This is a genomic window from Corynebacterium sp. MSK041, from assembly GCF_030232265.1.
In the GTDB taxonomy this organism is placed as follows: Bacteria; Actinomycetota; Actinomycetes; order Mycobacteriales; family Mycobacteriaceae; genus Corynebacterium.
In genome coordinates, this window is sequence record NZ_JASPJK010000013.1 from 45,738 (window position 1) to 64,967 (window position 19,230).

Consider the following 19,230-nt stretch of genomic DNA (forward strand, 5'->3'; position numbering starts at 1 on the left):
TCACGCTAGATCAAGGGAGCGAGCCACGGCTTCCTCCCACCGCGCAATGAGCCGGTCCCGGTCGGGACCGGCCATTGTGTTTTCCCAGGTCTTTTCATCACCCAGGCTCAGTGGCTCCTCCAGGAGCCCGGCACCGATCCCGGCGGCACTCGCTGCGCCCATCACGGTGGTTTCCATGTTGTCAGGCCGCACCACGGTGGATTCCAGCACGTCGGCCTGCATTTGCATGAGGAGGTCGTTGCCGGTCATGCCACCGTCCACACGCAAGGCATCAATGCTTATCTGCGCATCTGCTTCCATTGCCCGCACCACCTCCCGCGTCTGCAGGCAGGTGGCATCCAGGGCTGCCCGCGCGATGTGGCGCCGGTCGGTGTAGCGCGTGATTCCGGTGATCACGCCGCGGGCATCTGGGCGCCAGCGTGGCGCGAACAGTCCGGAGAACGCGGGCACGATGACCACCCCGGCGGAATCCTCCACCTGGCCAGCCAGCTTCTCCGATTCTGCGGCGTGGTTGATGATGCCCAGTTGGTCCCGCAGCCACTGAATGAGCGAACCACCCACGGCCACGGACCCCTCCAAGGCGTACACCGGCGGCTTGCCCGCCTTCTGGTACGCAACGGTGGTGAGCAAACCATGCTCTGAAAACTGTGGCTTATCACCGGTGTTGAGCAGCATGAACAGGCCAGTACCGTAGGTCATCTTCGCGGTGCCCTTGTCCAGGCAGCCCTGCCCGAACAGTGCGGCCTGCTGGTCGCCCAGCACGCCCGTGATGGGCACATCACGTGAGCTCTTCTGCCGGCGAATGGACCCAAAGTGGCCGAAGCTCGGTTTGATCTCCGGCAGAATCTGTCGTGGCACACCGATTTCCGTGCACAGCTTTTCATCCCACTCCAGCGTTTCCAGATCCATGAGCAGCGTGCGCGATGCATTGGTTACGTCGGTGACATGTTGGGCGCGATCCCTGGCAAACCCAAACATCTCCGCGAACTTAGACCGGCGCGGTTCCCGTGCCCCGCCCGTGAGGTTCCAGATCAGCCAGGTATCAATCGTGCCAGCGAGCAGTTCGCCCTTCTCCGCACGTTCGCGCGCGCCCTCCACGTTATCCAGGATCCACGCCCACTTCGGGCCGGCCGGATACGAGTTAGCCAGAAGCCCCGTCTTCTTCAGATACCGCGACTTATCCCCATCCGGCACCACGTCTTCCGTGCGGGTGTCCTGCCACACGATGGCGTTATAAATCGGCTTTCCAGTCTCTTTGTCCCAGATCACCGCGGTTTCACGCTGGTTGGTCAGCCCGACGGCAGCCAGGTCCTCCACATCCAGGTCCGCATCAACCAACGCCTCCGACAACGCGCGGCGAGTGTTGCGCCAGATCTCACGCGGGTTGTGCTCCACCCACCCTTCGCGCGGCATGATCTGCTCATGCTCAAACTGGGCGGTGCCCACCACCTCGCCGTCGGGGGTGGTGATGTAGCACCGGGTGGACGTTGTTCCCTGGTCAATCGCGGCGATGTATGGCATGGGGTTATTTAACCCTAGAACCAACTCTCAAGAACACGCGCTACACCAAAATCATCATTCGAGGTGGTCACAACATCAGCCGCATCCTGCACGAGCGGCTCCGCATTCGCCATCGCCACACCTATGCCGGCCCACGCCAACATCTCCATGTCATTCGGCATATCACCAAAAGCAAGGACTCGCTCACGCTCAATGCCATATTGCGTAGCCACGATCGACACACCCGTCGCCTTATTCACCCCCGGTGCGCTGAACTCCAGCAGACCCTCGTTCATGGAGTAGGTCACGTGTGCGTCTTCGGGGTCGATGAGGGGCGCCAATACATCGAAAAGCTCCTGCGAACTCATCTCCGGGTGGCGTACGAGAATCTTCGCCGCGGGCACCGACGTCAGCTCCGCAACGTCCACCACCCCGTAGCCGATGTCCCACAAATCAGGGCTGTAACCAGGGGTGATGAGGAAGCATTCTTCCTCCGGATCGAAGGCGGAACTGCCCACGCGCTCCACACCGAAACCGTAAGCGCCATAGCCTGCCAGCGCCTCACGCGTGATCTCCGCGATGCGCCCCAACGCCTCCGGGTCCAGCTCGTGGCGCACCAGCACCTCATCCCGCGACGGGTCATACACCACCGCACCATTGGCGCAGATGCACTCCGGAGTGAACGGCAACTGGTCCAGCACCGGCGCCAACCACCGGTGTGGCCTGCCTGTTGCCAGCGCGATCTTCGTGCCTATGCGCGCCGCCCGCGAAATCGTGTCACGCAAACGCGGACTCACACGCCCGTTGCTATCCAGCAACGTGCCATCAATATCGCTCACAATCAGCTTTGGTGGATTCGGAGCTGACACGGTGAATCGACCTACCCTTTCTTCCTCTTCTTCCGCTCTTTCCGGTTCTTGCGCTCCGCCTTTTCACGCTGGTCAAGCACTTTCGCTTCCTCCACCGTGGGAGCTGAGCCGCCCATCGACGCGGCCATCCAATCCAAACCCTCCGGGAAGGGGCCGAAGCGGTCGTTGTATTCCTCCCGCGCCCCGTCGAGAAGCACCTGCATCGCGTCTTTCAGCCGGGCCGTAATTTCCTCGTGCGAGCCCTCCGTGGACACCGCGGGGCCAATATTTGTGATGATCGGGTACTTCGTCCGACCCATCTCAACCTTCCCACGCTTCGCCCAAATCCGCTGCGTGCCCCATGAAACAGATGGAATTAACGTTGCTCCTGAGGCCTTCGCAATACGCGCCGCACCCGTTTTGAACTCCTCCAGCTCAAACGAACGCGCCAAAGTGCCCTCTGGGAAGATGCCCACAACCTCATCGCTGTCCGTCAGCCGCTCAATCGCCTTATCGACGCTATCCGCACCCCTCGACCGATCCACCTCAATCTGTCCCGCGCCCCGCGCGGCCTTCCCCACCAGCCAGTGATCAAACAGCTCCTTCTTGGCCATGTAGCGCGTCGCTCTGCGCCCCCGCAGGAGACCCGGCAACGCACCGGTGACAAAGTCGTAGTAGCCAATGTGGTTACCAGCGACGAGAACCGGCCCGTCCGCGGGCATGTTCTCCAGACCATTGACATAAAACTTCAAACCCTGAAGCCGCAGAACAGACGCCACCGTGTTGAGGATCGCGCGGTACCAACGCTCGTTTTTCCACCCCGGTTGTTCCGGCAGCTCAGGGACATCCTCCGGGATGTAAAAAACACCCTTGTCAACGCGGTAGTTCGTCATGCCTTACCCCTGCTTCTTCGGCTGCTTGGTGGCCTGTTTCTTGGCGAGCCTCGCTGCACGTTCCTTTTGCTGGATGGCCGTTGCTTCTTCCAGAGTTGGCGCCGAACCACCCAGCGCAGCAGGCATCCACCTCTGGCCGGGTTCAAACGGGCCGAACCGGCGGGCATATTCCGCGCGGTTACGTTCCAATAACTCCTGCATCGCTGCCTTCACCCGGCGCGTGTCCTCCTCCGCGTCACCAGTGGTGTACACCGGCTTGCCGTAGCTGAGCATGATCGGGGTGTGAGAACGTCCCAGGTTTTTGGGGATCCCTTTGGTCCAAATCCTTTGCGAACCCCAGATCACCGTAGGAATCATGGGCACACCGGCCTCATCCGCAATACGGACCGCACCCGTTTTGAACTCCGCCAACTCAAAGGACCGCGAGATCGTGGACTCCGGGAAGATGCCCACCAGGCCACCGCCGCTGAGCCACTTCGTTGCCTCGGCGATCGAGTCCGCTCCCGCCGCCCGGTCCACCGGCACATGCTTCATCCCCCGCATGAGCGCGCCCACAATCTTGGTGTCAAAGACCTCTTTCTTCGCCATAAACCGCACCAGACGCTTCCCCCGCAAGTGCGCACCGATGCCGGCGATGATGAAGTCGTAGTAGCCCGTGTGGTTGATCACCAACAAGGCACCGTCCCGCTCCGGGAGATTCTCCGCACCGTGGACATAAAACCGCAGGCCCTGGGCCCGCATGATGCGCTTAAACCCATTAATAATGGCCTGGTAGAAACGCTCCTTCGACTCCACCGGATGCGGTGCCGGTTCTGCAAAATCTGCCGGCACCTCAAACAGTGGCCCAATCCACCGCTTCGGTTCGTTGTCCCCAGTCATGATGGGACCCCCTTCACAGAAAGCTAGTTCTTCGAAAGGATATCTTTTCCAACCCACGGACGCAGTGCCTCCGGCACCATCACGGAGCCATCCGCACGCTGGTTGTTCTCCAAGATGGCCACAAGCCAGCGCGTCGTAGCCAACGTGCCGTTGAGGGTGGCAGCAATCTGCGTCTTACCCTCCTCATCCCTGTAACGAGTAGCCAGGCGACGGCCCTGGAACGTCGTGCAGTTCGACGTCGACGTCAGCTCGCGGTACGTACCCTGCGACGGCACCCACGCCTCCGTATCAAATTTGCGGGCAGCTGACGAGCCAAGGTCGCCCGCCGCGACGTCGATAATGCGGTACGGCACTTCCACCGCGGCGAGCATCTCACGCTCAAGCCCCAGCAACTTCTGGTGCATCTCCTCTGCATCTTCCGGCTTGCAGTAAACAAACATCTCGAGTTTGTCGAACTGGTGGACACGCAAAATACCCTTCGTGTCCTTGCCGTAGGAGCCTGCTTCTCTGCGGAAACAGCTCGACCAGCCCGCATATAGCAGCGGGCCATCGGAGAGATCAATAATCTCGTCCTTGTGGTAGCCCGCCAACGCCACTTCCGACGTACCCACTAGGTACAACTCATCGCGCTCAAGGTAGTAAATCTCCTCATCATGCGCATCCAAAAAGCCCGTACCCTGCATAATCTCCGGACGGACAAGCACCGGCGGGACCATCACCTTAAAACCAGCCTCACGCGCCTTCTGCGCCGCCAGCATCAACATGCCCAGCTGCAGCCACGCGCCGTCACCCACCAGGTAGTAGAAGCGGGCGCCGCCGACTTTGGTGCCCCGTTTGACGTCGATAAGCCCCAGCTCCTCGCCGAGATCCAAGTGATCCTTGACCTCGAAATCAAACTCCGGCACCTCCCCCACATGCTCCAGCACGACGAAGTCCTCCTCGCCACCCGCGGGCGCACCCGCGATGACATTGGAGATGGAATACTGCAGCTGCGCCACACGCTCCTCAGCCTCCGACTGAGCAGCCTCCGCCTCCTTCACCTTCGCCTTCAGCTCATTCGACCCCTCCAGCAACGCCGGACGGTCCTCCGGGGCAGCCTGGCCAATCTTCTTGCCAAAAGCCTTCTGCTCCCCCCGCAACTCATCCGCCTTAGAAATGGCCGCGCGCCGCTCCTCATCGGCCTTCAACAGCGCATCAACTAACGACGGATCCTCACCCCGCGCCTCTTGAGAAGCACGAACAACATCAGGATTTTCACGCAGAAACTTCAGATCAATCACAATCCCCAACCCTACCCGTTGGACTGGGCCCACGAGCTGCAGGCATGATGGAGAACATGAACAACGGCAACTCGCTTTCCCGCACAGGACTGCGCACCCTTCTCATCGCCGGACTCGCCGGCGCACTGGGCATGGGTACATACGCCGGCACAACCGGATTCTCCCTGGCTGCCCAACCTGGCGGCACCACAGGGAAGGTCACCCCGGAACCCGACGCAAACGGCATCATCCCCTTCACCGCTGCCAAAGAAGGCACCTGCCTCACCTGGGACATGGACGGCGAAGGCACCATCAGCGCCTTCGAAGAAACCGACTGCAACAACGAACACCGCTTCGAAGTCTCCTCCCGCGAAGACCTGAACACCTACCCCACCGCCGAATTCGGCCCCGACGCCCCACCACCCAACCAAACCCGCCAAGCCCAGCTCCGCGAGGAACTCTGCCAAACCGCCTCCATCCGCTACCTCGGCGGACGCTACGACCCCTCCGGCCGCTACTCCATCGCCCCCATCCTGCCGCCCACCGACGCATGGGAAGACGGTGACCGCACCATGCTCTGCGGCCTCCAAGAAACAAACACCGACGGCGTACCTATCCTCACCACCGGCAAAGCCGCCGAACGCGACCAAGCCCGCGTCGCCGAAACCGGAACCTGCCTGATCAGCGACCAAGCCAACACCCTCACTGCTGTGGACTGCACCGAACCCCACCACATCGAGGTCACCGGCAAAATCGACCTCGCCCCCGTCTTCGCCGACCACACCCCCTCGGTCGACGAACAAAACAAATACCTTGGTGATGTCTGCGCCAAAGCCGCCGAAGAATACGTCGGCAGCGAAGAAAACCTCTACCAAACAACCCTGCAGATCTACTGGGGTACCTCACCCATCCGCGCCTGGGACGGTGGCAGCCGCACCGTCAACTGCGGCCTCATGTTTGCCAAGGACGACCGCTTCTCCACCCTGACCGGCTCCGCCAAGGACGGCCGTGAAGCCCTCACCATCGACGGAGCAGTGCCTGAAGCCCCGCCGGAGCGCCGTCCGCTGCGCTCTGAACAGGGCGGAACTGGTGGGGCCGGCGCGTCTGATGGCCCAGTCCCCGTTGCACCCCAGCCCTACAACGCGCCTTAAACCATGGAACCCATCAGCGACGAAGAGTTCGAAGCCCTCATCAACGACGCCCTCGACCTCATCCCCGAATCCTTCGCCCGTTCCATGACCAACATGGTCATCCTGGCCCGGCCCTACAACGAGGACAACCCCACCCTGCTTGGCCTTTTCGAGGGCGTCCCCCTCACCGAACAACACGCCAACCACACCGGCCACCTGCCGGATGCCGTGTTCATCTACAAAGATGCACTCGAAGCCATCTGCTCAGACATCGACGAGCTCCGCCACGAGGTCAAAGTCACCGTCTTCCACGAGGTGGGACACTACTTCGGGTTGGAAGAAGACGAGTTGCATGAGTTGGGGTGGGGGTAGCGTCGATAAGCAGCGAGGCGCTGTGTAAACGGTGACATGGCCCTCGGGCGGTAATTTTAAACCTGCAGGTCACAGATTTCTGTCTAGTGATAGTTACCAGGGAAGTGTAAAATTTTACACAGAACTTCGGACCGGAGGGAACCAAACCCCATCCCGCGGCAGTCTAAAACTATGTGAACACTTCACCTTTCAATCCGCCACAACCGCCACGCAACGGGATGAATGTGGACGGGAAAATGCCCGGCGGCCTGCACACAAACGGCCTGGGACTGCCCGTGAACGGCACATTCACCATGCCCAGCGGCTTCGCGCGCCCACCAGAACTTGCCCACCAACAATCCTTCGACCATCCGCGCCGCATCATCTACCGCGCACCGGCAGCCAGCCGCGCCATAGCGATGTGGCTCGAGCACCCACACCTGACCATCTGCGGCCTCAGCGCGCTCGCACTCTTTGGCCTGCCGTTTTTCGCCGACAGCAACGACACCACACTGCGCGGCATGACACGACGGAAACAGCTGGCCACCCAATTCACCCCGCTCGTCCTGCGCCGTCCCGCCGACACCACCTGGGCTGTCCGCGCCTGCGGGTACGTCATCCCGATCTCTCCACCCGAAGTCGCCGTCGCCGAAACCCTCCAGCTCATCCGCCACGGCACCTACTCATGGCAGGTCTATCCCGTCGATGGGTACGACCCCACGGACATCAGGGCCATTCAGCTTATCGACGCCTCCCTCCGCCACCTCCCCCTCCCCCTCGCCCCCATCCTCACCGCCAGCCGGGGAATGGTGAACCAGCGGTGGCTAAAGAAGGTGAGTGGGCTTTCGAGCGCCTTGGCCGACTCCCCCAAAGAAACCGAAATGCGCCTCCTCATCCTGGCCCTGTGCCGCGAGCTTGGCCTGGAGCTGGGTGTGGATCTGGTTGAACAACATGTCCTGATGGGCGGCGACAAGATCATCACCGTGTTTGACCTGGCCATTCCCGGCCTACGCATCGGCATCATGTACGACGGTGAACACCACCTCACCCGCCAACAACGCGACCGGGATAGCCGCATCAACATCGAGTGCGCCAAGCAGGACTGGGCCGTCATCCGTGTTACTGCGGGGACCCTCCACTCCCTGCCGGACACGCTCCGGCAATTGGTCTTGGCCCGGCGCGGCTTCCTCCAGGGGTAGGTCTGAATGGGATCGAGCCGCCAGTTTTAGGCCCTCCCCCGGGGGCGCTGTGTAAAAAATTACATGCCCCTCGCGCGGCATTTTTAAACCCGCAGGTCACAGATTTCTGCCCGGCGATCGTTACCAGGGCAATGTAAAATTTTACACAGCGTCCCGCAGGGAAGGGCTCGGCGAGGGCCGGCGGAAGGGCCGGGGTCAGCCGCGCAGACCCGCCAAGTCGTAGGCCCCCCACCGCACAACCTCCCAGTCACCGAAGGTGGCGGCGGGGTCGTCACCAGGGTTGAGCACGACGTATTCGCAGTTGGGGAGGTAGGACTGCTCGGCAAATTGGGGGTCAACCTGGCAGGCGTTGGCGGTGAAAGCCCTGATGGCCCCGCCGTGGGAAACCACGACAGTCGAGTCTGTGGAAGAACCCGTGGAAGAACCCGCAGAAGACTGGGCAGGGTCAAGCGCGGCCAGCACTCCGGCGCGGTAGCGGGTGAGGAAGGTGTCTAGGGAATCGCCGTCTTCAACAGTGGCGGCGAGGTCGCGGCGGTAGAAGCCACGGAAGGCGTTGAGGTAGGCCTCGTGGGCTGCCCAGGAGTTGTGCATCTCCCACCGGCCAGCGTGGATTTCTTGGAGGCCGGGGAGGGCGGGGATGTCGCTGACCAGGGAAGAAAAGGCAATGGCAGCGGTCTGCCGGGCACGGAGGGCTTCGGAGGAGAAGACGCGGTCCACCTGGTAGGAGGCAGAAATGGCTTGGCCGGCAGCCAAAGCTTGTTCCTCGCCGAGTGCGGTTAGGGGTGCACCGGGGACGAGGGTGTCCAGTTTGCGGTCGACGTTGGAGGTGGTTTGGCCGTGTCGTAAAAGAATCAGCATGACTAATCTCCTAACTCTCCGAGAACTCCAGTGCGCGCGGCCCGAACCCATTGTTCAGCCTGGGCGAGGCGGGCCGGGTCCATCGTGACAGAAGGAACAACCCCAGAGCCCTCCGCGCGGTAGCGCGGCCAGGACCCCAGGAAGGTGACCGTGGTGGCGCGGAGCCAGAGGGAGCGCAGGGCCTCGGCGAGTGGGATGTCGTCGATGTGTCCTACCAGGTCAACGTAGAAGTTATAGGTGTTGGCTTCTTCGCGGGTGGGGCGGGATTCAATGCGGGTGAGGTCCACGCCGCGGTAGGCGAATTCGTGCAGGGCTCCGACCAAGGTGCCGGCTTCGTTGGGGAGCTGGAAGACGACGGAGCTGCGGTCATCGCCGGTGCGCGGGGTGGGCACGCCGGTAGGTCCTGCCAGTACGAAGCGGGTGCGGGCAGTGGCTAGGTCGGCGATGCCGGTGGCGTGGACTTCCAGCCCGAACAGGTCGGCGGCGCGCAGTGGCGCGGCGGCAACATCGGCTTTCCCCTCCGCCACGGCTTGGGCGGCAGCGGCGTTGGAGGTCGCGGCGAGGTACTCCACCGGCGGCAGGTTCTGGTTAAGCCAGCGGCGGACTTGGCGGTGGGCGACGGGGTGGGTGGAGAAGCGGGTGGCGTCGATAAGCGAAAAGCCTGGCCTTGTCATGATGGCGAAGCTGATGGGAAGCTCCACCTCCCCATAGACCTGCACGCCGGGCGCTTCGAGGAATGCGTCGGATGTGCTGGTCACGGCGCCGTCGACGGAGTTCTCAATCGCGACGACGGCCCAGTCCGCGTGGCCTTCGCGCACGGCATTGAGCGCCTCGGAGGGTGAGTCGACGGGCAGCGGCGTGATCTCGCCGAGCCCTTCCACGAGCCGCCACAGCGCCTCCTCCGTGAACGTGCCCGCGGGCCCTAGATACGCGACGGTTGCAGTCATAGGTACCCAGCCTACAGTTGCACGCATGAAGCGACTTGTTGCCGAGGTGGCCATTGTTCTGTGCATCACGTTCGGCATGGCGGGGGTCAAGGCCCTACTCAGGCTTATCGACGCCGCCCAGTCCCCCCTCAACCAACACCAGGTTGTGCTTAATGGCGCCACCTCGGCCCTCCCCTGGCTGGATATCTCCTTGCAGGTGGCATCCGCCCTGACCTTGTTCGCGTGGGGCGCGTTGGCGCTCTACCTGCTGGAGCGGTGTCTGGAGCGTCCTTCGTGGCGGGATCTGGCGTGGGGTGCCGGGTTGGCGGCACTGATTGGCATTCCGGGGCTGGCCTTGTACGTGGGGGCGTATCACCTGGGGTTCTCGGCAGAGGTGGTGCCAGCGACGGACGCGTCGCGCGTGCCACTGCTGCTTCTATGGTCCGCGGCGAATGCGTTCAGTGAGGAAGTCGTGGTGGTGCTGTGGCTGGTCACCCGGCTGCGCCAACTGAAGGTGCCGGTGTGGGGCGCCGTCGCTGGATCGGCGGTACTACGTGGTTCCTACCACCTCTACCAGGGGTTTTCGGCGGGTGTGGGCAACGTGGTGATGGGCGTTGTGTTCGCGTGGTTCTTCGCACGCACTGGGAAAGTGTGGCCGCTCATCCTGGCGCACTTCCTCATCGACGTGGTGGCCTACGTGGGGTATCTCATGCTCGACCTGTCATGGCTCCGGCTGTAGCGCACCAGGGATTTGTGGATTGGACCGTTTAGAATGTGCCCCATGTCCAACCCGCACTCCAACGACCCCCGGGACAACCCGGGGGAATTTCTGCTGGGCAAAGATGGGGCACCGATCCTGGATAGGTACGGCCGACCCATCCGTCGACGCTCCGCACAAAGAGTATCCGCGGAGCGACCGGAAAGACCTGAGCATCCCCGCCAGCACATGCCTGGTGAGGGCGGGTACCAACCCCGACGGGAACCACTGCCTCCGCGGCAGGCAGCGCAGCCAGCGAGGCCAGCGCGGCCGGTGCAGCGACGCGGTGGACGCCCAACGCAACGGCCAACGCAGCGGCCAGTCGGGCGGCCAGGAGGACGGCCGGGACCGAGGCCCGTGGGACGGCCCGCAAAAAGACCCCCGCAACGACCACGGCGCCGCCGCAATCCGTTGAACCTACTGGGGTGGATCCTCTCGATCGTCCTGGTGGGCGCCGTGGTGGTCACGTTGGTGGCGGATGCGCGGCTGGCACGGGTGGATGCGTTGCCGGATGCGCGGATTGGTAATACGGCGGGGACGAACTGGCTGATTGTGGGATCGGATTCGCGGCAGGGCCTGTCCGACGAGGACGTGGCGCGGTTGGGAACGGGCGGCGATATTGGTTCGGGTCGCACGGATGCCATCATGCTGTTCCACATCCCAGCCACGGGCAAGGCAACCCTGTTGTCCATCCCGCGTGATTCCTATGTGGAGATCCCTGGGTATGGCTACGACAAGGTCAATGCGGCGTTCGCGTTTGGGGGACCGAAGTTGCTCAGCCAGACGGTGGAAAACGCCACTGGTTTACGGGTGGACCACTATGCGGAAGTGGGCATGGGTGGTCTTGCCGGACTGACGGATGTGGCTGGTGGTGTGGAGCTGTGCCCACCGGAGCCGATCCAGGATCCGCTGGCCAACCTGGATATTCAGGCGGGCTGCCAGGTGATGGATGGGCCGACAGCGTTGGGGTACGTGCGTACGCGTGCAACGGCGATGGGGGATCTGGACCGGGTAGCTCGTCAGCGAGAATTCCTCGGTGCCCTGATGCATACGGTTGTGTCACCGAAGGTGCTGCTCAACCCGTTCCGGGCGGTGCCGTTGGCGTTGAAAGGCAGCCAGCTGTTCACCGTGGGCAAGAACGACCACGTGTGGCACCTAGCCCGCCTGGCGTTGGCCATGCGCGGCGGGATCAACACGGAAACAGTGCCGATTTCCCATTTCGCTGACACCGAGGTCGGCAACGTCGCCGTGTGGGACGACGCTGCCGCCGGGCAGTTGTTTGGGGGAATGAGGTAGTTAGCGGGGGGCGTCGATAGGCGTAGCTCCCGGCTCATGATCATTGACGCCGGGGAGCTTGTGGCGGCCCGTGATGTAAAACAGCGCGACGGTGATGACGCTGAACGCGACACCAACGAAGAACGCACCGCGGAAGGCCGGCAACCACAGCATGATGCCGAAGGTGAACAGGATGAACGCCACCGCGAAGTACTGGCCGTACGGGAAGAACGGGGTCTTGTACGGCAGGGCGGCGACTTCCTCCGGGGTCATGTGACGGCGTGAGGCTAGGTGTGCCAGGAGGATCATCAGCCACACGAAGATGGTGGCGAAGGTGGCCAGGGATGCCACGACCTCGAAGATGCGCTCCGGCATGAGCGTGTTGGCCACAACACCAATCACCATGACGGCAATGAGGATGACCGTGGTCATCACCGGAACATCGCGCACCGTCTTGGCCATGATCTTCGGGGCAAAGTGCTGCTTAGCCAGGCCGGTGAGCACACGGCCAGCGCCGAAGAGGTCCGCGTTGATGGCGGACAGCGCAGCGGTGATGACCACGAAGTTAAGCAGGCCCGCAGCCCAGTTCACTCCCAGGGCAGAGAAGATCTGTACGAAGGGGGACTGGTCGCCGGTGATGGAACGCCACGGGTTGATCATCAGGATGATCAGGATGGACAGCACGTAGAAGAGCAGGATGCGCACCGGCACCGTGTTGATGGAGCGCGGGATCGCCTCCTTCGGGTCCTTGGCCTCCGTGCCGGCAACGCCGATGATCTCGGTGCCACCAAAGGCAAAGAGTACGAGGATGAAGGAGGCGATCATGCCCTCGATGCCGTTGGGGAAGAATCCACCGTCATTGACCAGGTTGGCAGGGCCGGTGGTTTCGGCGCTGGATAGACCAAAAGCCAGAACGGCTGCACCGGCAATGATCATAGCCACAACAGCGCCGACCTTGATCACGGTGAACCAGAACTCCAGCTCACCAAAGGCCTTTGCGCTGGCCAGGTTGGCGGCGCCGACGATGAGGAGCGCGGCCACGATCCACACCCACCGGGACACATCGGGGAACCAGAAGCCCATGTAGATGCCAATGGCGGTGAGGTCCGCCAGCGCCACAATGACCATCTCAAAGGCGAACATCCAGCCGGTGAGATAACCGGCGGCGCCACCCATGTGGGCACGGGTGTACTCCGCAAAAGAGCCGGTGACGGGGTGGCGCACCGCCATCTCGCCAAGCGCGCGCAGCATGAAGTACACCACCGCGCCGCCAAGCAGGTACACCAGCAGCACGGAGGGGCCGGCAGCCTGAATCGCACCAGCGGAACCGTAGAACAGGCCGGTACCAATGGCGGAGCCCAGGGCGATGAAGTTGAGGTGGCGCGTGTTTAGCCCTTTCGGGCGGTGCTTCAGCGCAAGCGCTGAAGCAGCAGAATCTGAAGCAGAAGAAGCAGAGTCGGGGGAAAATGCAGTGGACATGACGGGGGTTTTCTAGATGGTCACCTGACGGGATTTGATGTTCTCCAGCTGTTTGCGCTCGTCGGCGTTCAGCTGTTCATCGTTGCCGTATTCCTTCTCAATGGCAGCGTTGAGTGCAGTCAGAGCATCAGCGTAGGAGGCGGGTTCCACGGCTGGGTCCAGGTCGAAGACGGGGACGACGAGGCCGTGGGTGCGGAAGGCGCCAGCGAACTTGGTGCCTTCACCGAGGTTGAGCTCACCGCGAGCCGCGATGCGGGCGAGCGCATTAAGCAGCAGGCGCTCATCATCTTCCTGGCGGACCCACCGGATGTGCGCCTTGGCGCCACCCGGATTCACCCACCAGATCGCGCCCGGCAGTTCTGGGGCAACCTGCACGGACGGGATGATCGCGTCGTTGGCGCGTGCCAGTGCCTGCTGGATCTGCGGGTTCACAGCAGAGGAATCGGTGAACCACCAGTTGAAGTCGTCGTGGGTGGTGACGGTGAGGGTCTGGGCAGCGTCGAAAAGCGTAGAGAGCTCTGGCTGCGAACCATCCGCAACGGTGGAACCGAGCGTGTCACCTGGCTGCGCGTTCACAACCCAGTTGAGGGCGTACGCGAGGTCACGGCCCGGGTTGATGGAGTGGGACTGGACCTGAAGTGCGACCATGCGCTCCCCACCCTCCTCCTCCGGGCGGACCAGCGCGGCACCGGCACCGGGCAGCACCGTTGCCACCGTGACCGGGGTGCCGTTGACCTCAATCTTTGCGGTGGCGGACGGCACGAACTCCTGCAAAGCAACAAGGTCCGCCTCCGCGGCGAGACCGGAGTACGGGCGCGGATCCTTCTGCAACGCAGCGCGCTCAGCGGCACGCGCCGCCAACTTCGCTTGACGGCGGCTCATGCCCTCAGGCAGATCTTCCTTCTTACGGTTCTTTTTGGCCATGCCCACTAGTTTAGTGGGGCAGCACTACCCCGCAGACACTGGCGTGACGGGGTGCTCACGGAACACCTCTACCGCCAAGTGCGGCAGGTCCGTGGCAAAAACATCCACCCCTTTTTCACGGCACCACAACATGTCCTTTGGCAGGTTGACGGTCCACGTATAGGTTTTCAGTCCGCGGTAGCCCAACAGATCCTGATTGGACTGCAGGTGCGCCAGCGCCGGGCCCACGCCGTAGGGGCGGGAGAACATGGTGTTGTTCTTGTTCCACTTCATTTCCCGCAGACGGAACAGGTAGAACGTTTCCAAATCAGGCACGGCCTGCTTGAAGTAGCGCATCGCCGAGTGAGAGAAGGAAATGAGATGGACACGCGGGTCTTCCTTCATCCCGCGGTACCACAGGGTGCGCACGGTCTGTTCATCCACTTCAGGGCCGTAGCGGGTGGGGTGTTTCGTTTCGATGTAGATGTGCTTGTCCGGGTAGTCCTCGAGGAGGTCCAACAATTCGTCCAGCAGCACGATCTGCTGTGGGTCCTCCTTGGTGCCAAAGTTGAATCTGCGGATGTGATCAAAATCCATCTTGGCAATGCGCCCGGCACCGTTGGAGGTCCGGTTGATAAAGGAGTCGTGGTGAACCACCAGGCGACCATCACGCGTGAGCCGCACGTCGCATTCAATGCCGTGCACCCCATCCAGTTTCAATGCTTCTTCAAAGGCTCGAAGTGTGGATTCTGGGTACAACCCCGACATTCCACGGTGGGCAATGATGTGCGGATCCGGCTTCAGCATCATGCCTGCCAGGGTAGGCTCATCTCTCAGATAAGGCGACTGCAGGCCGGGCGAATCACCGAACTATCACGCGTTGTTCACTTCTTGCTCACCGCATGTCTTCTTCATTTGCCACAATGGACCATATGTTCATGTCTCCGCGGGAAGCCTTCAAGCGGTTACGCCCCCACCGCAAGCGTGCCGTGCGCGCGCCGTTGTATGCGGTGGAGCTGTTCGCGGACTTGACGCCGATGGTGCGGATGTCGGGTTTGCGGCGTTTGCCGGAGAATTTCACGGCGGGCATTCTGGGGGCAGAGGTTGCTGCGTGGGGTGCTATTTCGCCGTCGCTTTTACCACACCCGTGGTGGGTGACCACGGCGAATGTGGCCATTTGCCAGGCCGCCGGTCATACGGTGGGCGTGGGTGCGGCTAATCTGGTGACCAGTGTCAGCGATGCCGCCGGGTGGTCTGGGCCGCGTCGTTTACGCCAGAAGGCAGCGCCGTTCGTGCAGCTCGCCATGGGCACAGTCACGGTGGGCACGTATCTCGCAGCTGCTTTACGACGTTCTGAGCACGAACGCCTCGTCGAAGCCCCCCACCAGCGGGGCCCTTTGCAAACCTTGGCGGGCATTGCCCTTGGTTCACTGGGATACGGCGCTTTGCTGCTGGTCGGCGAAGGTATCCAGATGTCCACGGAGCGCTTCAACCGCCAGCTGCGCCGCTGGATGCCACCGGTAGTGTCCTGGCCACTGGCCGTGGCGGGCATGAGTGCACTGGGGGCTGTACTGACAGACAAGGTGGTCATCCGCCAGATCCTCAACACCGCGTACCGCAAGGCGGATGCCCTGGACCGTGAGTTCCTACCCGGCGCGGCTAAACCCCGGGAGAAGGAGCGCTCAGGCTCCCCCGCTTCGCTGGAGAAGTGGAAGTACTTGGGCCGTCAGGGCCGTGCCGTGGTGGCGGGCGGGCCACGTCAACACGACATCGCCTCTGTGCTTGACGTTCCGTCTACCCAGGTTAAACAACCGATCCGCGTGTTCATTGGGTTGCGGGACCGCACGCCTGAGCACCAGGCCGAGATGGTCTTGCGGGAAATGGACCGCACCGATGCCTGGTCCCGTAAGCGCATCGCCGTGATGAGTGCCGCCGGCACCGGCTGGATCAGTGATTACCACACGTCCAGCTTCGAGTTCCTCAGCCAAGGTGACTGCGCCATCGTGGCCATGCAGTACTCCTTCATGCCCTCGGCCTACTCCTATGCCTCAGACCGTGAAGTTCCGGTTCGCAGCGCACAAGTGTTGCTCAACGCAGTGAAGAAACGTCTGGCTGCCATGCCCGCGGACAAACGCCCCCTCCTGTACATCGGCGGGGAATCCCTCGGCGCTTATGGTCTGACAGACTCCTTTTCCACCCCGGATGAACTCATCACCAGCACTGACGGTGGTGTCTTCACCGGTGCTCCCGGCTTTGCCCGCAACATTGCTGAGCTCACGCGCCGGCGCGACCTAGGCAGCCCTCAGCGCCTCCCGGTTGTGGACGGTGGACGCCACGTCCGCTTCACCGCCCACCCAGACCACCTGCACCACACCTTCGATGGCTCCGCCTATGAACAGGAGTGGGAATTCCCCCGCACCGTTTTTGCCCAACACGCCTCCGACCCCGTGGTGTGGTGGGACTGGCGCCTCTTTGTCAGCCAACCTGACTGGCTCCGCGAGCCCGGTTCCCGCGGCATCAAAGCGCCGGCAGCCCAGCACGTTGACGTACTGCAATCCATGCGGTGGATGCCCTTCATCACCGGCTGGCAGGTGGGTGTGGATCAGTTGATCTCCCTCAACCCACCCGGTGGCCACGGTCACCAATACCACCGCGAAACGGTGGCCTACTGGAATGCCGTGCTGGACACCAGGTTTTCGGAGGACACCATCAGCCGGATCCATGACTGGATCATGCACGACTCAACCCGCCTGCGCGCCACCGCTGCTGGTGCCGCCAAGGAGTCCGCGAAGGAAACGTTCGGCGCGGATTAGATCCCTGCTTAGATCCCGCACGCCACCCCGGTGGAGTGATGCGGGCAATACCCGTTGGGCACTTTGTGCAGGTACTGCTGGTGCTCTTCTTCCGCTAAGTAGTAGTCGACGTCGCTGGCCACCTCCGTGGTGATGTCCCCATAACCAGCCTCTTCCAGCGCTTTGCCGTACTCTGCAACCCACCCGCGGATCAGTTCCGCGTCCGCTTCCGCATCGGGGCCGGTGGTATAGAACGCGGACCGGTACTGTGTCCCCACATCATTGCCCTGGCGGAAACCCTGCGTCGGGTCATGGGCCTCCAGCGCGATCTTGACCAGTTCCTTCAGGCTGACCTGCTCCGGGTCATACACAACCTCCACCAACTCAACATGGTTCGTGGCTCCGGAGCACACCTCCCGGTACGTCGGATTCAGCGTGACCCCACCGCCATAACCCACTGACGTGGACTCCACCCCCGGCGTCTGCCAGTACATTTTCTCTGCACCCCAGAAACACCCGATGCCCACCAGCAGGCGTTTTTGCCCTTCGCGCCACGGGCCAGTGATCGGTGTGCCCAGCACTGCGTGCGGCCGGGGGTTCCCCAGAACCGGTTCCGTGCGGCCGGGCAGGGCCAAGTCAGGGTCCACGAGTTGCGGGCTGCGTCCAAAGAAGAAAGCCATACCCTCTATTGTTATCGGATCTTGTCGAAAAATCTCACCATTCCATGCTTCCTCCGCCGCAAAACCCCAGGTCGCCAGATTGGCATGGGAAGAAAAATCGAACGCTCCCACAAGCCCCCAAAACCCGATCTTGGGTTTTTGCCTATCATGGGCCGAGTAAGAGCAAACCCAGATGAAAGGTTTACCAATGGCTGTTTACGAACTTCCTGAACTTCCGTACGCATACGACGCGCTGGAGCCGCACATCTCCGCCGAGATTATGGAGCTGCACCACAGCAAGCACCACGCCACCTACGTCGCTGGCGCTAACGTTGCACTGGAGGCTCTCGAGGCTGAGCGCAATGGTGACGCTAACCCGGACAAGCTGCGTGCACTGTCCAAGAACCTTGCATTCAACCTGGGTGGCCACACCAACCACTCCGTGTTCTGGAAGAACATGTCCCCGAATGGTGGTGGCGCACCGGCAGGTGAGCTTGCTGAGGCGATTAACCGTGACTTCGGCTCCTTCGAGGCTTTCCAGAAGCACTTCGAGGGCGTCGCTCTGTCGCTCCAGGGTTCTGGCTGGGCAGTGCTTGGCTATGACAAGATCGCTGGTCGCCTGGTCATCCAGCAGCTGACCGATCAGCAGGGCAACATCTCCGTTGACTTCACCCCGGTTCTCATGCTGGATATGTGGGAGCACGCTTACTACCTGCAGTACAAGAATGTGAAGGCTGATTACGCCAAGGCATTCTGGAACGTTGTCAACTGGGACGACGTTGCTGAGCGTTTTGCTAAGGCTTCTGCTTAACGACGGCCCCCGCATGCGGGTTAATAGACAAAAAGTGTGTCCGCTCGGCGTGTCGCCGGGTGGGCCCTTTTTTATTTCATTGGTCCTTTCCGGATTCCTATGTTGTGTTGGTATTCGGTTGGGATAGCGTTGTCGTAGAAGGCTGGTCGTCCTGTTTCGTGGTCGGCTTTGTTGTGGTCTTCTGGGACGAGGTCGTTGACTTTGGCGAGTTGATCTTGTCCGTAATTGCACTGCCTGGCGATCTTGAGTGGGTCGTCAAGCAGTTGCGTTTTTGAGTGCAGGTGCCACTCGAGCATTTTGCGTTGTCGTTCTCCTGATCTGCCGCGGTGGGCATCGGCGATGCGTTTGAGTTGGGCGTTGATGCCGCCTTCCAGACTGTTTGTTGTTGATGACCAGCGGGCTGGTTCGAGTGCTTCTGGTGGGGGGCTGGAGGTAGGTAAACAGCCAGTTATTGCGCGATAGGTGTAGAAGTGAGTTGTATGCCTTACGTACCCGGATATGTGTCCATTCCCATTGGTGGTTGAGGGTGCGGCGCTCTTTCGGCACGGGTGTCTTCTCATTTAGAAAGTCCTTGTAGACCACTCCGAAGTCGTGCAGGCGTAGTGTCCATTCGCGTGCTTGGTCAAGTGTGGTGTGGGGTTGCCCGCAAATGGTGGACACGTAGTGGAGCTACCTCATGGTTAGGCAGCTGTTTCTTCTTCGTTGGTGGTC

Annotated in this window: 18 protein-coding genes and 1 pseudogene; 7 read left to right on the top strand and 12 right to left on the bottom strand. The window is 61.9% G+C overall.

The window, feature by feature from the left end; genetic code table 11:
* The 5 genes from glpK to serS are packed head-to-tail and all read right to left on the bottom strand — an operon-like array spanning window position 1 to window position 5,400.
* Window positions 1-1,521 (bottom strand): glycerol kinase GlpK, encoded by a 1,521-nt coding sequence (gene glpK, locus QP968_RS09665; RefSeq protein ID WP_284856196.1) that lies wholly within the window; start codon window positions 1,519-1,521, stop codon window positions 1-3.
* A 14-nt stretch (window positions 1,522-1,535) separates the two neighbouring features.
* The gene (locus tag QP968_RS09670; protein WP_284856197.1) at window positions 1,536-2,369 is read right to left on the bottom strand and encodes an HAD family hydrolase; all 834 of its coding nucleotides are present in this window, start codon (window positions 2,367-2,369) and stop codon (window positions 1,536-1,538) included.
* Between the two features lie 11 nt (window positions 2,370-2,380).
* Entirely contained in the window at window positions 2,381-3,241 is an 861-nt protein-coding gene (locus QP968_RS09675; protein ID WP_284856198.1) for a lysophospholipid acyltransferase family protein, read from the bottom strand.
* A 3-nt stretch (window positions 3,242-3,244) separates the two neighbouring features.
* On the bottom strand, window positions 3,245-4,120 hold the full coding sequence (locus tag QP968_RS09680; protein ID WP_284856199.1) for a lysophospholipid acyltransferase family protein: 876 nt from the start codon (window positions 4,118-4,120) through the stop codon (window positions 3,245-3,247).
* 23 nt (window positions 4,121-4,143) lie between these two features.
* A complete protein-coding gene (gene serS, locus QP968_RS09685; protein ID WP_284856200.1) occupies window positions 4,144-5,400 on the bottom strand; it encodes a serine--tRNA ligase in 1,257 nt (418 codons plus the stop codon).
* 44 nt (window positions 5,401-5,444) lie between these two features.
* Between serS and QP968_RS09690 the strand changes: the two genes are divergently transcribed.
* The 3 genes from QP968_RS09690 (at window position 5,445) to QP968_RS09700 (ending at window position 8,059) form a co-directional block, all read left to right on the top strand.
* Entirely contained in the window at window positions 5,445-6,530 is a 1,086-nt protein-coding gene (locus tag QP968_RS09690; RefSeq protein WP_284856201.1) for a septum formation family protein, read from the top strand.
* Between the two features lie 3 nt (window positions 6,531-6,533).
* Complete coding sequence (locus tag QP968_RS09695) at window positions 6,534-6,881, top strand: metallopeptidase family protein (protein WP_284856202.1); 348 nt, start codon at window positions 6,534-6,536, stop codon at window positions 6,879-6,881.
* A gap of 173 nt (window positions 6,882-7,054) precedes the next feature.
* A complete protein-coding gene (locus QP968_RS09700) occupies window positions 7,055-8,059 on the top strand; it encodes a putative endonuclease domain-containing protein (protein ID WP_284856203.1) in 1,005 nt (334 codons plus the stop codon).
* A gap of 195 nt (window positions 8,060-8,254) precedes the next feature.
* Here QP968_RS09700 and QP968_RS09705 read toward each other — a convergent pair whose 3' ends face one another.
* The gene (locus tag QP968_RS09705) at window positions 8,255-8,917 is read right to left on the bottom strand and encodes a histidine phosphatase family protein (protein ID WP_284856204.1); all 663 of its coding nucleotides are present in this window, start codon (window positions 8,915-8,917) and stop codon (window positions 8,255-8,257) included.
* Between the two features lie 2 nt (window positions 8,918-8,919).
* Window positions 8,920-9,864 carry a prephenate dehydratase gene (gene pheA, locus QP968_RS09710; protein ID WP_284856205.1) on the bottom strand — a complete coding sequence of 315 codons (945 nt, stop codon included), beginning with the start codon at window positions 9,862-9,864 and terminating at the stop codon, window positions 8,920-8,922.
* A gap of 25 nt (window positions 9,865-9,889) precedes the next feature.
* On the opposite strand from pheA, the gene QP968_RS09715 reads away from it, so the two are divergent.
* The gene (locus QP968_RS09715) at window positions 9,890-10,582 is read left to right on the top strand and encodes a CPBP family intramembrane glutamic endopeptidase (protein ID WP_284856206.1); all 693 of its coding nucleotides are present in this window, start codon (window positions 9,890-9,892) and stop codon (window positions 10,580-10,582) included.
* 42 nt (window positions 10,583-10,624) lie between these two features.
* Window positions 10,625-11,896 carry an LCP family protein gene (locus QP968_RS09720; RefSeq protein ID WP_284856207.1) on the top strand — a complete coding sequence of 424 codons (1,272 nt, stop codon included), beginning with the start codon at window positions 10,625-10,627 and terminating at the stop codon, window positions 11,894-11,896.
* On the opposite strand, the gene QP968_RS09725 is transcribed toward QP968_RS09720, so the two are convergent.
* The 3 genes from QP968_RS09725 to QP968_RS09735 are packed head-to-tail and all read right to left on the bottom strand — an operon-like array spanning window position 11,897 to window position 15,067.
* The gene (locus QP968_RS09725; RefSeq protein WP_284856208.1) at window positions 11,897-13,354 is read right to left on the bottom strand and encodes an amino acid permease; all 1,458 of its coding nucleotides are present in this window, start codon (window positions 13,352-13,354) and stop codon (window positions 11,897-11,899) included.
* A gap of 12 nt (window positions 13,355-13,366) precedes the next feature.
* Entirely contained in the window at window positions 13,367-14,278 is a 912-nt protein-coding gene (locus QP968_RS09730; RefSeq protein ID WP_284856209.1) for a DUF5926 family protein, read from the bottom strand.
* A gap of 24 nt (window positions 14,279-14,302) precedes the next feature.
* On the bottom strand, window positions 14,303-15,067 hold the full coding sequence (locus QP968_RS09735; protein ID WP_284856210.1) for a glycerophosphodiester phosphodiesterase family protein: 765 nt from the start codon (window positions 15,065-15,067) through the stop codon (window positions 14,303-14,305).
* Window positions 15,068-15,189: 122 nt separating this feature from the next.
* On the opposite strand from QP968_RS09735, the gene QP968_RS09740 reads away from it, so the two are divergent.
* Window positions 15,190-17,070 carry an alpha/beta-hydrolase family protein gene (locus QP968_RS09740; RefSeq protein WP_284856211.1) on the top strand — a complete coding sequence of 627 codons (1,881 nt, stop codon included), beginning with the start codon at window positions 15,190-15,192 and terminating at the stop codon, window positions 17,068-17,070.
* A gap of 8 nt (window positions 17,071-17,078) precedes the next feature.
* On the opposite strand, the gene msrA is transcribed toward QP968_RS09740, so the two are convergent.
* Window positions 17,079-17,729 (bottom strand): peptide-methionine (S)-S-oxide reductase MsrA, encoded by a 651-nt coding sequence (msrA, locus tag QP968_RS09745; protein ID WP_284856212.1) that lies wholly within the window; start codon window positions 17,727-17,729, stop codon window positions 17,079-17,081.
* 187 nt (window positions 17,730-17,916) lie between these two features.
* Here msrA and QP968_RS09750 point away from each other — a divergent pair, with 187 nt between their 5' ends.
* Complete coding sequence (locus tag QP968_RS09750; protein ID WP_284856213.1) at window positions 17,917-18,519, top strand: superoxide dismutase; 603 nt, start codon at window positions 17,917-17,919, stop codon at window positions 18,517-18,519.
* Between the two features lie 71 nt (window positions 18,520-18,590).
* Here QP968_RS09750 and QP968_RS09755 read toward each other — a convergent pair.
* Window positions 18,591-19,152: pseudogene (locus QP968_RS09755) on the bottom strand (transposase family protein); the annotation flags it as partial.
* Between the last annotated feature and the right edge of the window lie 78 nt (window positions 19,153-19,230).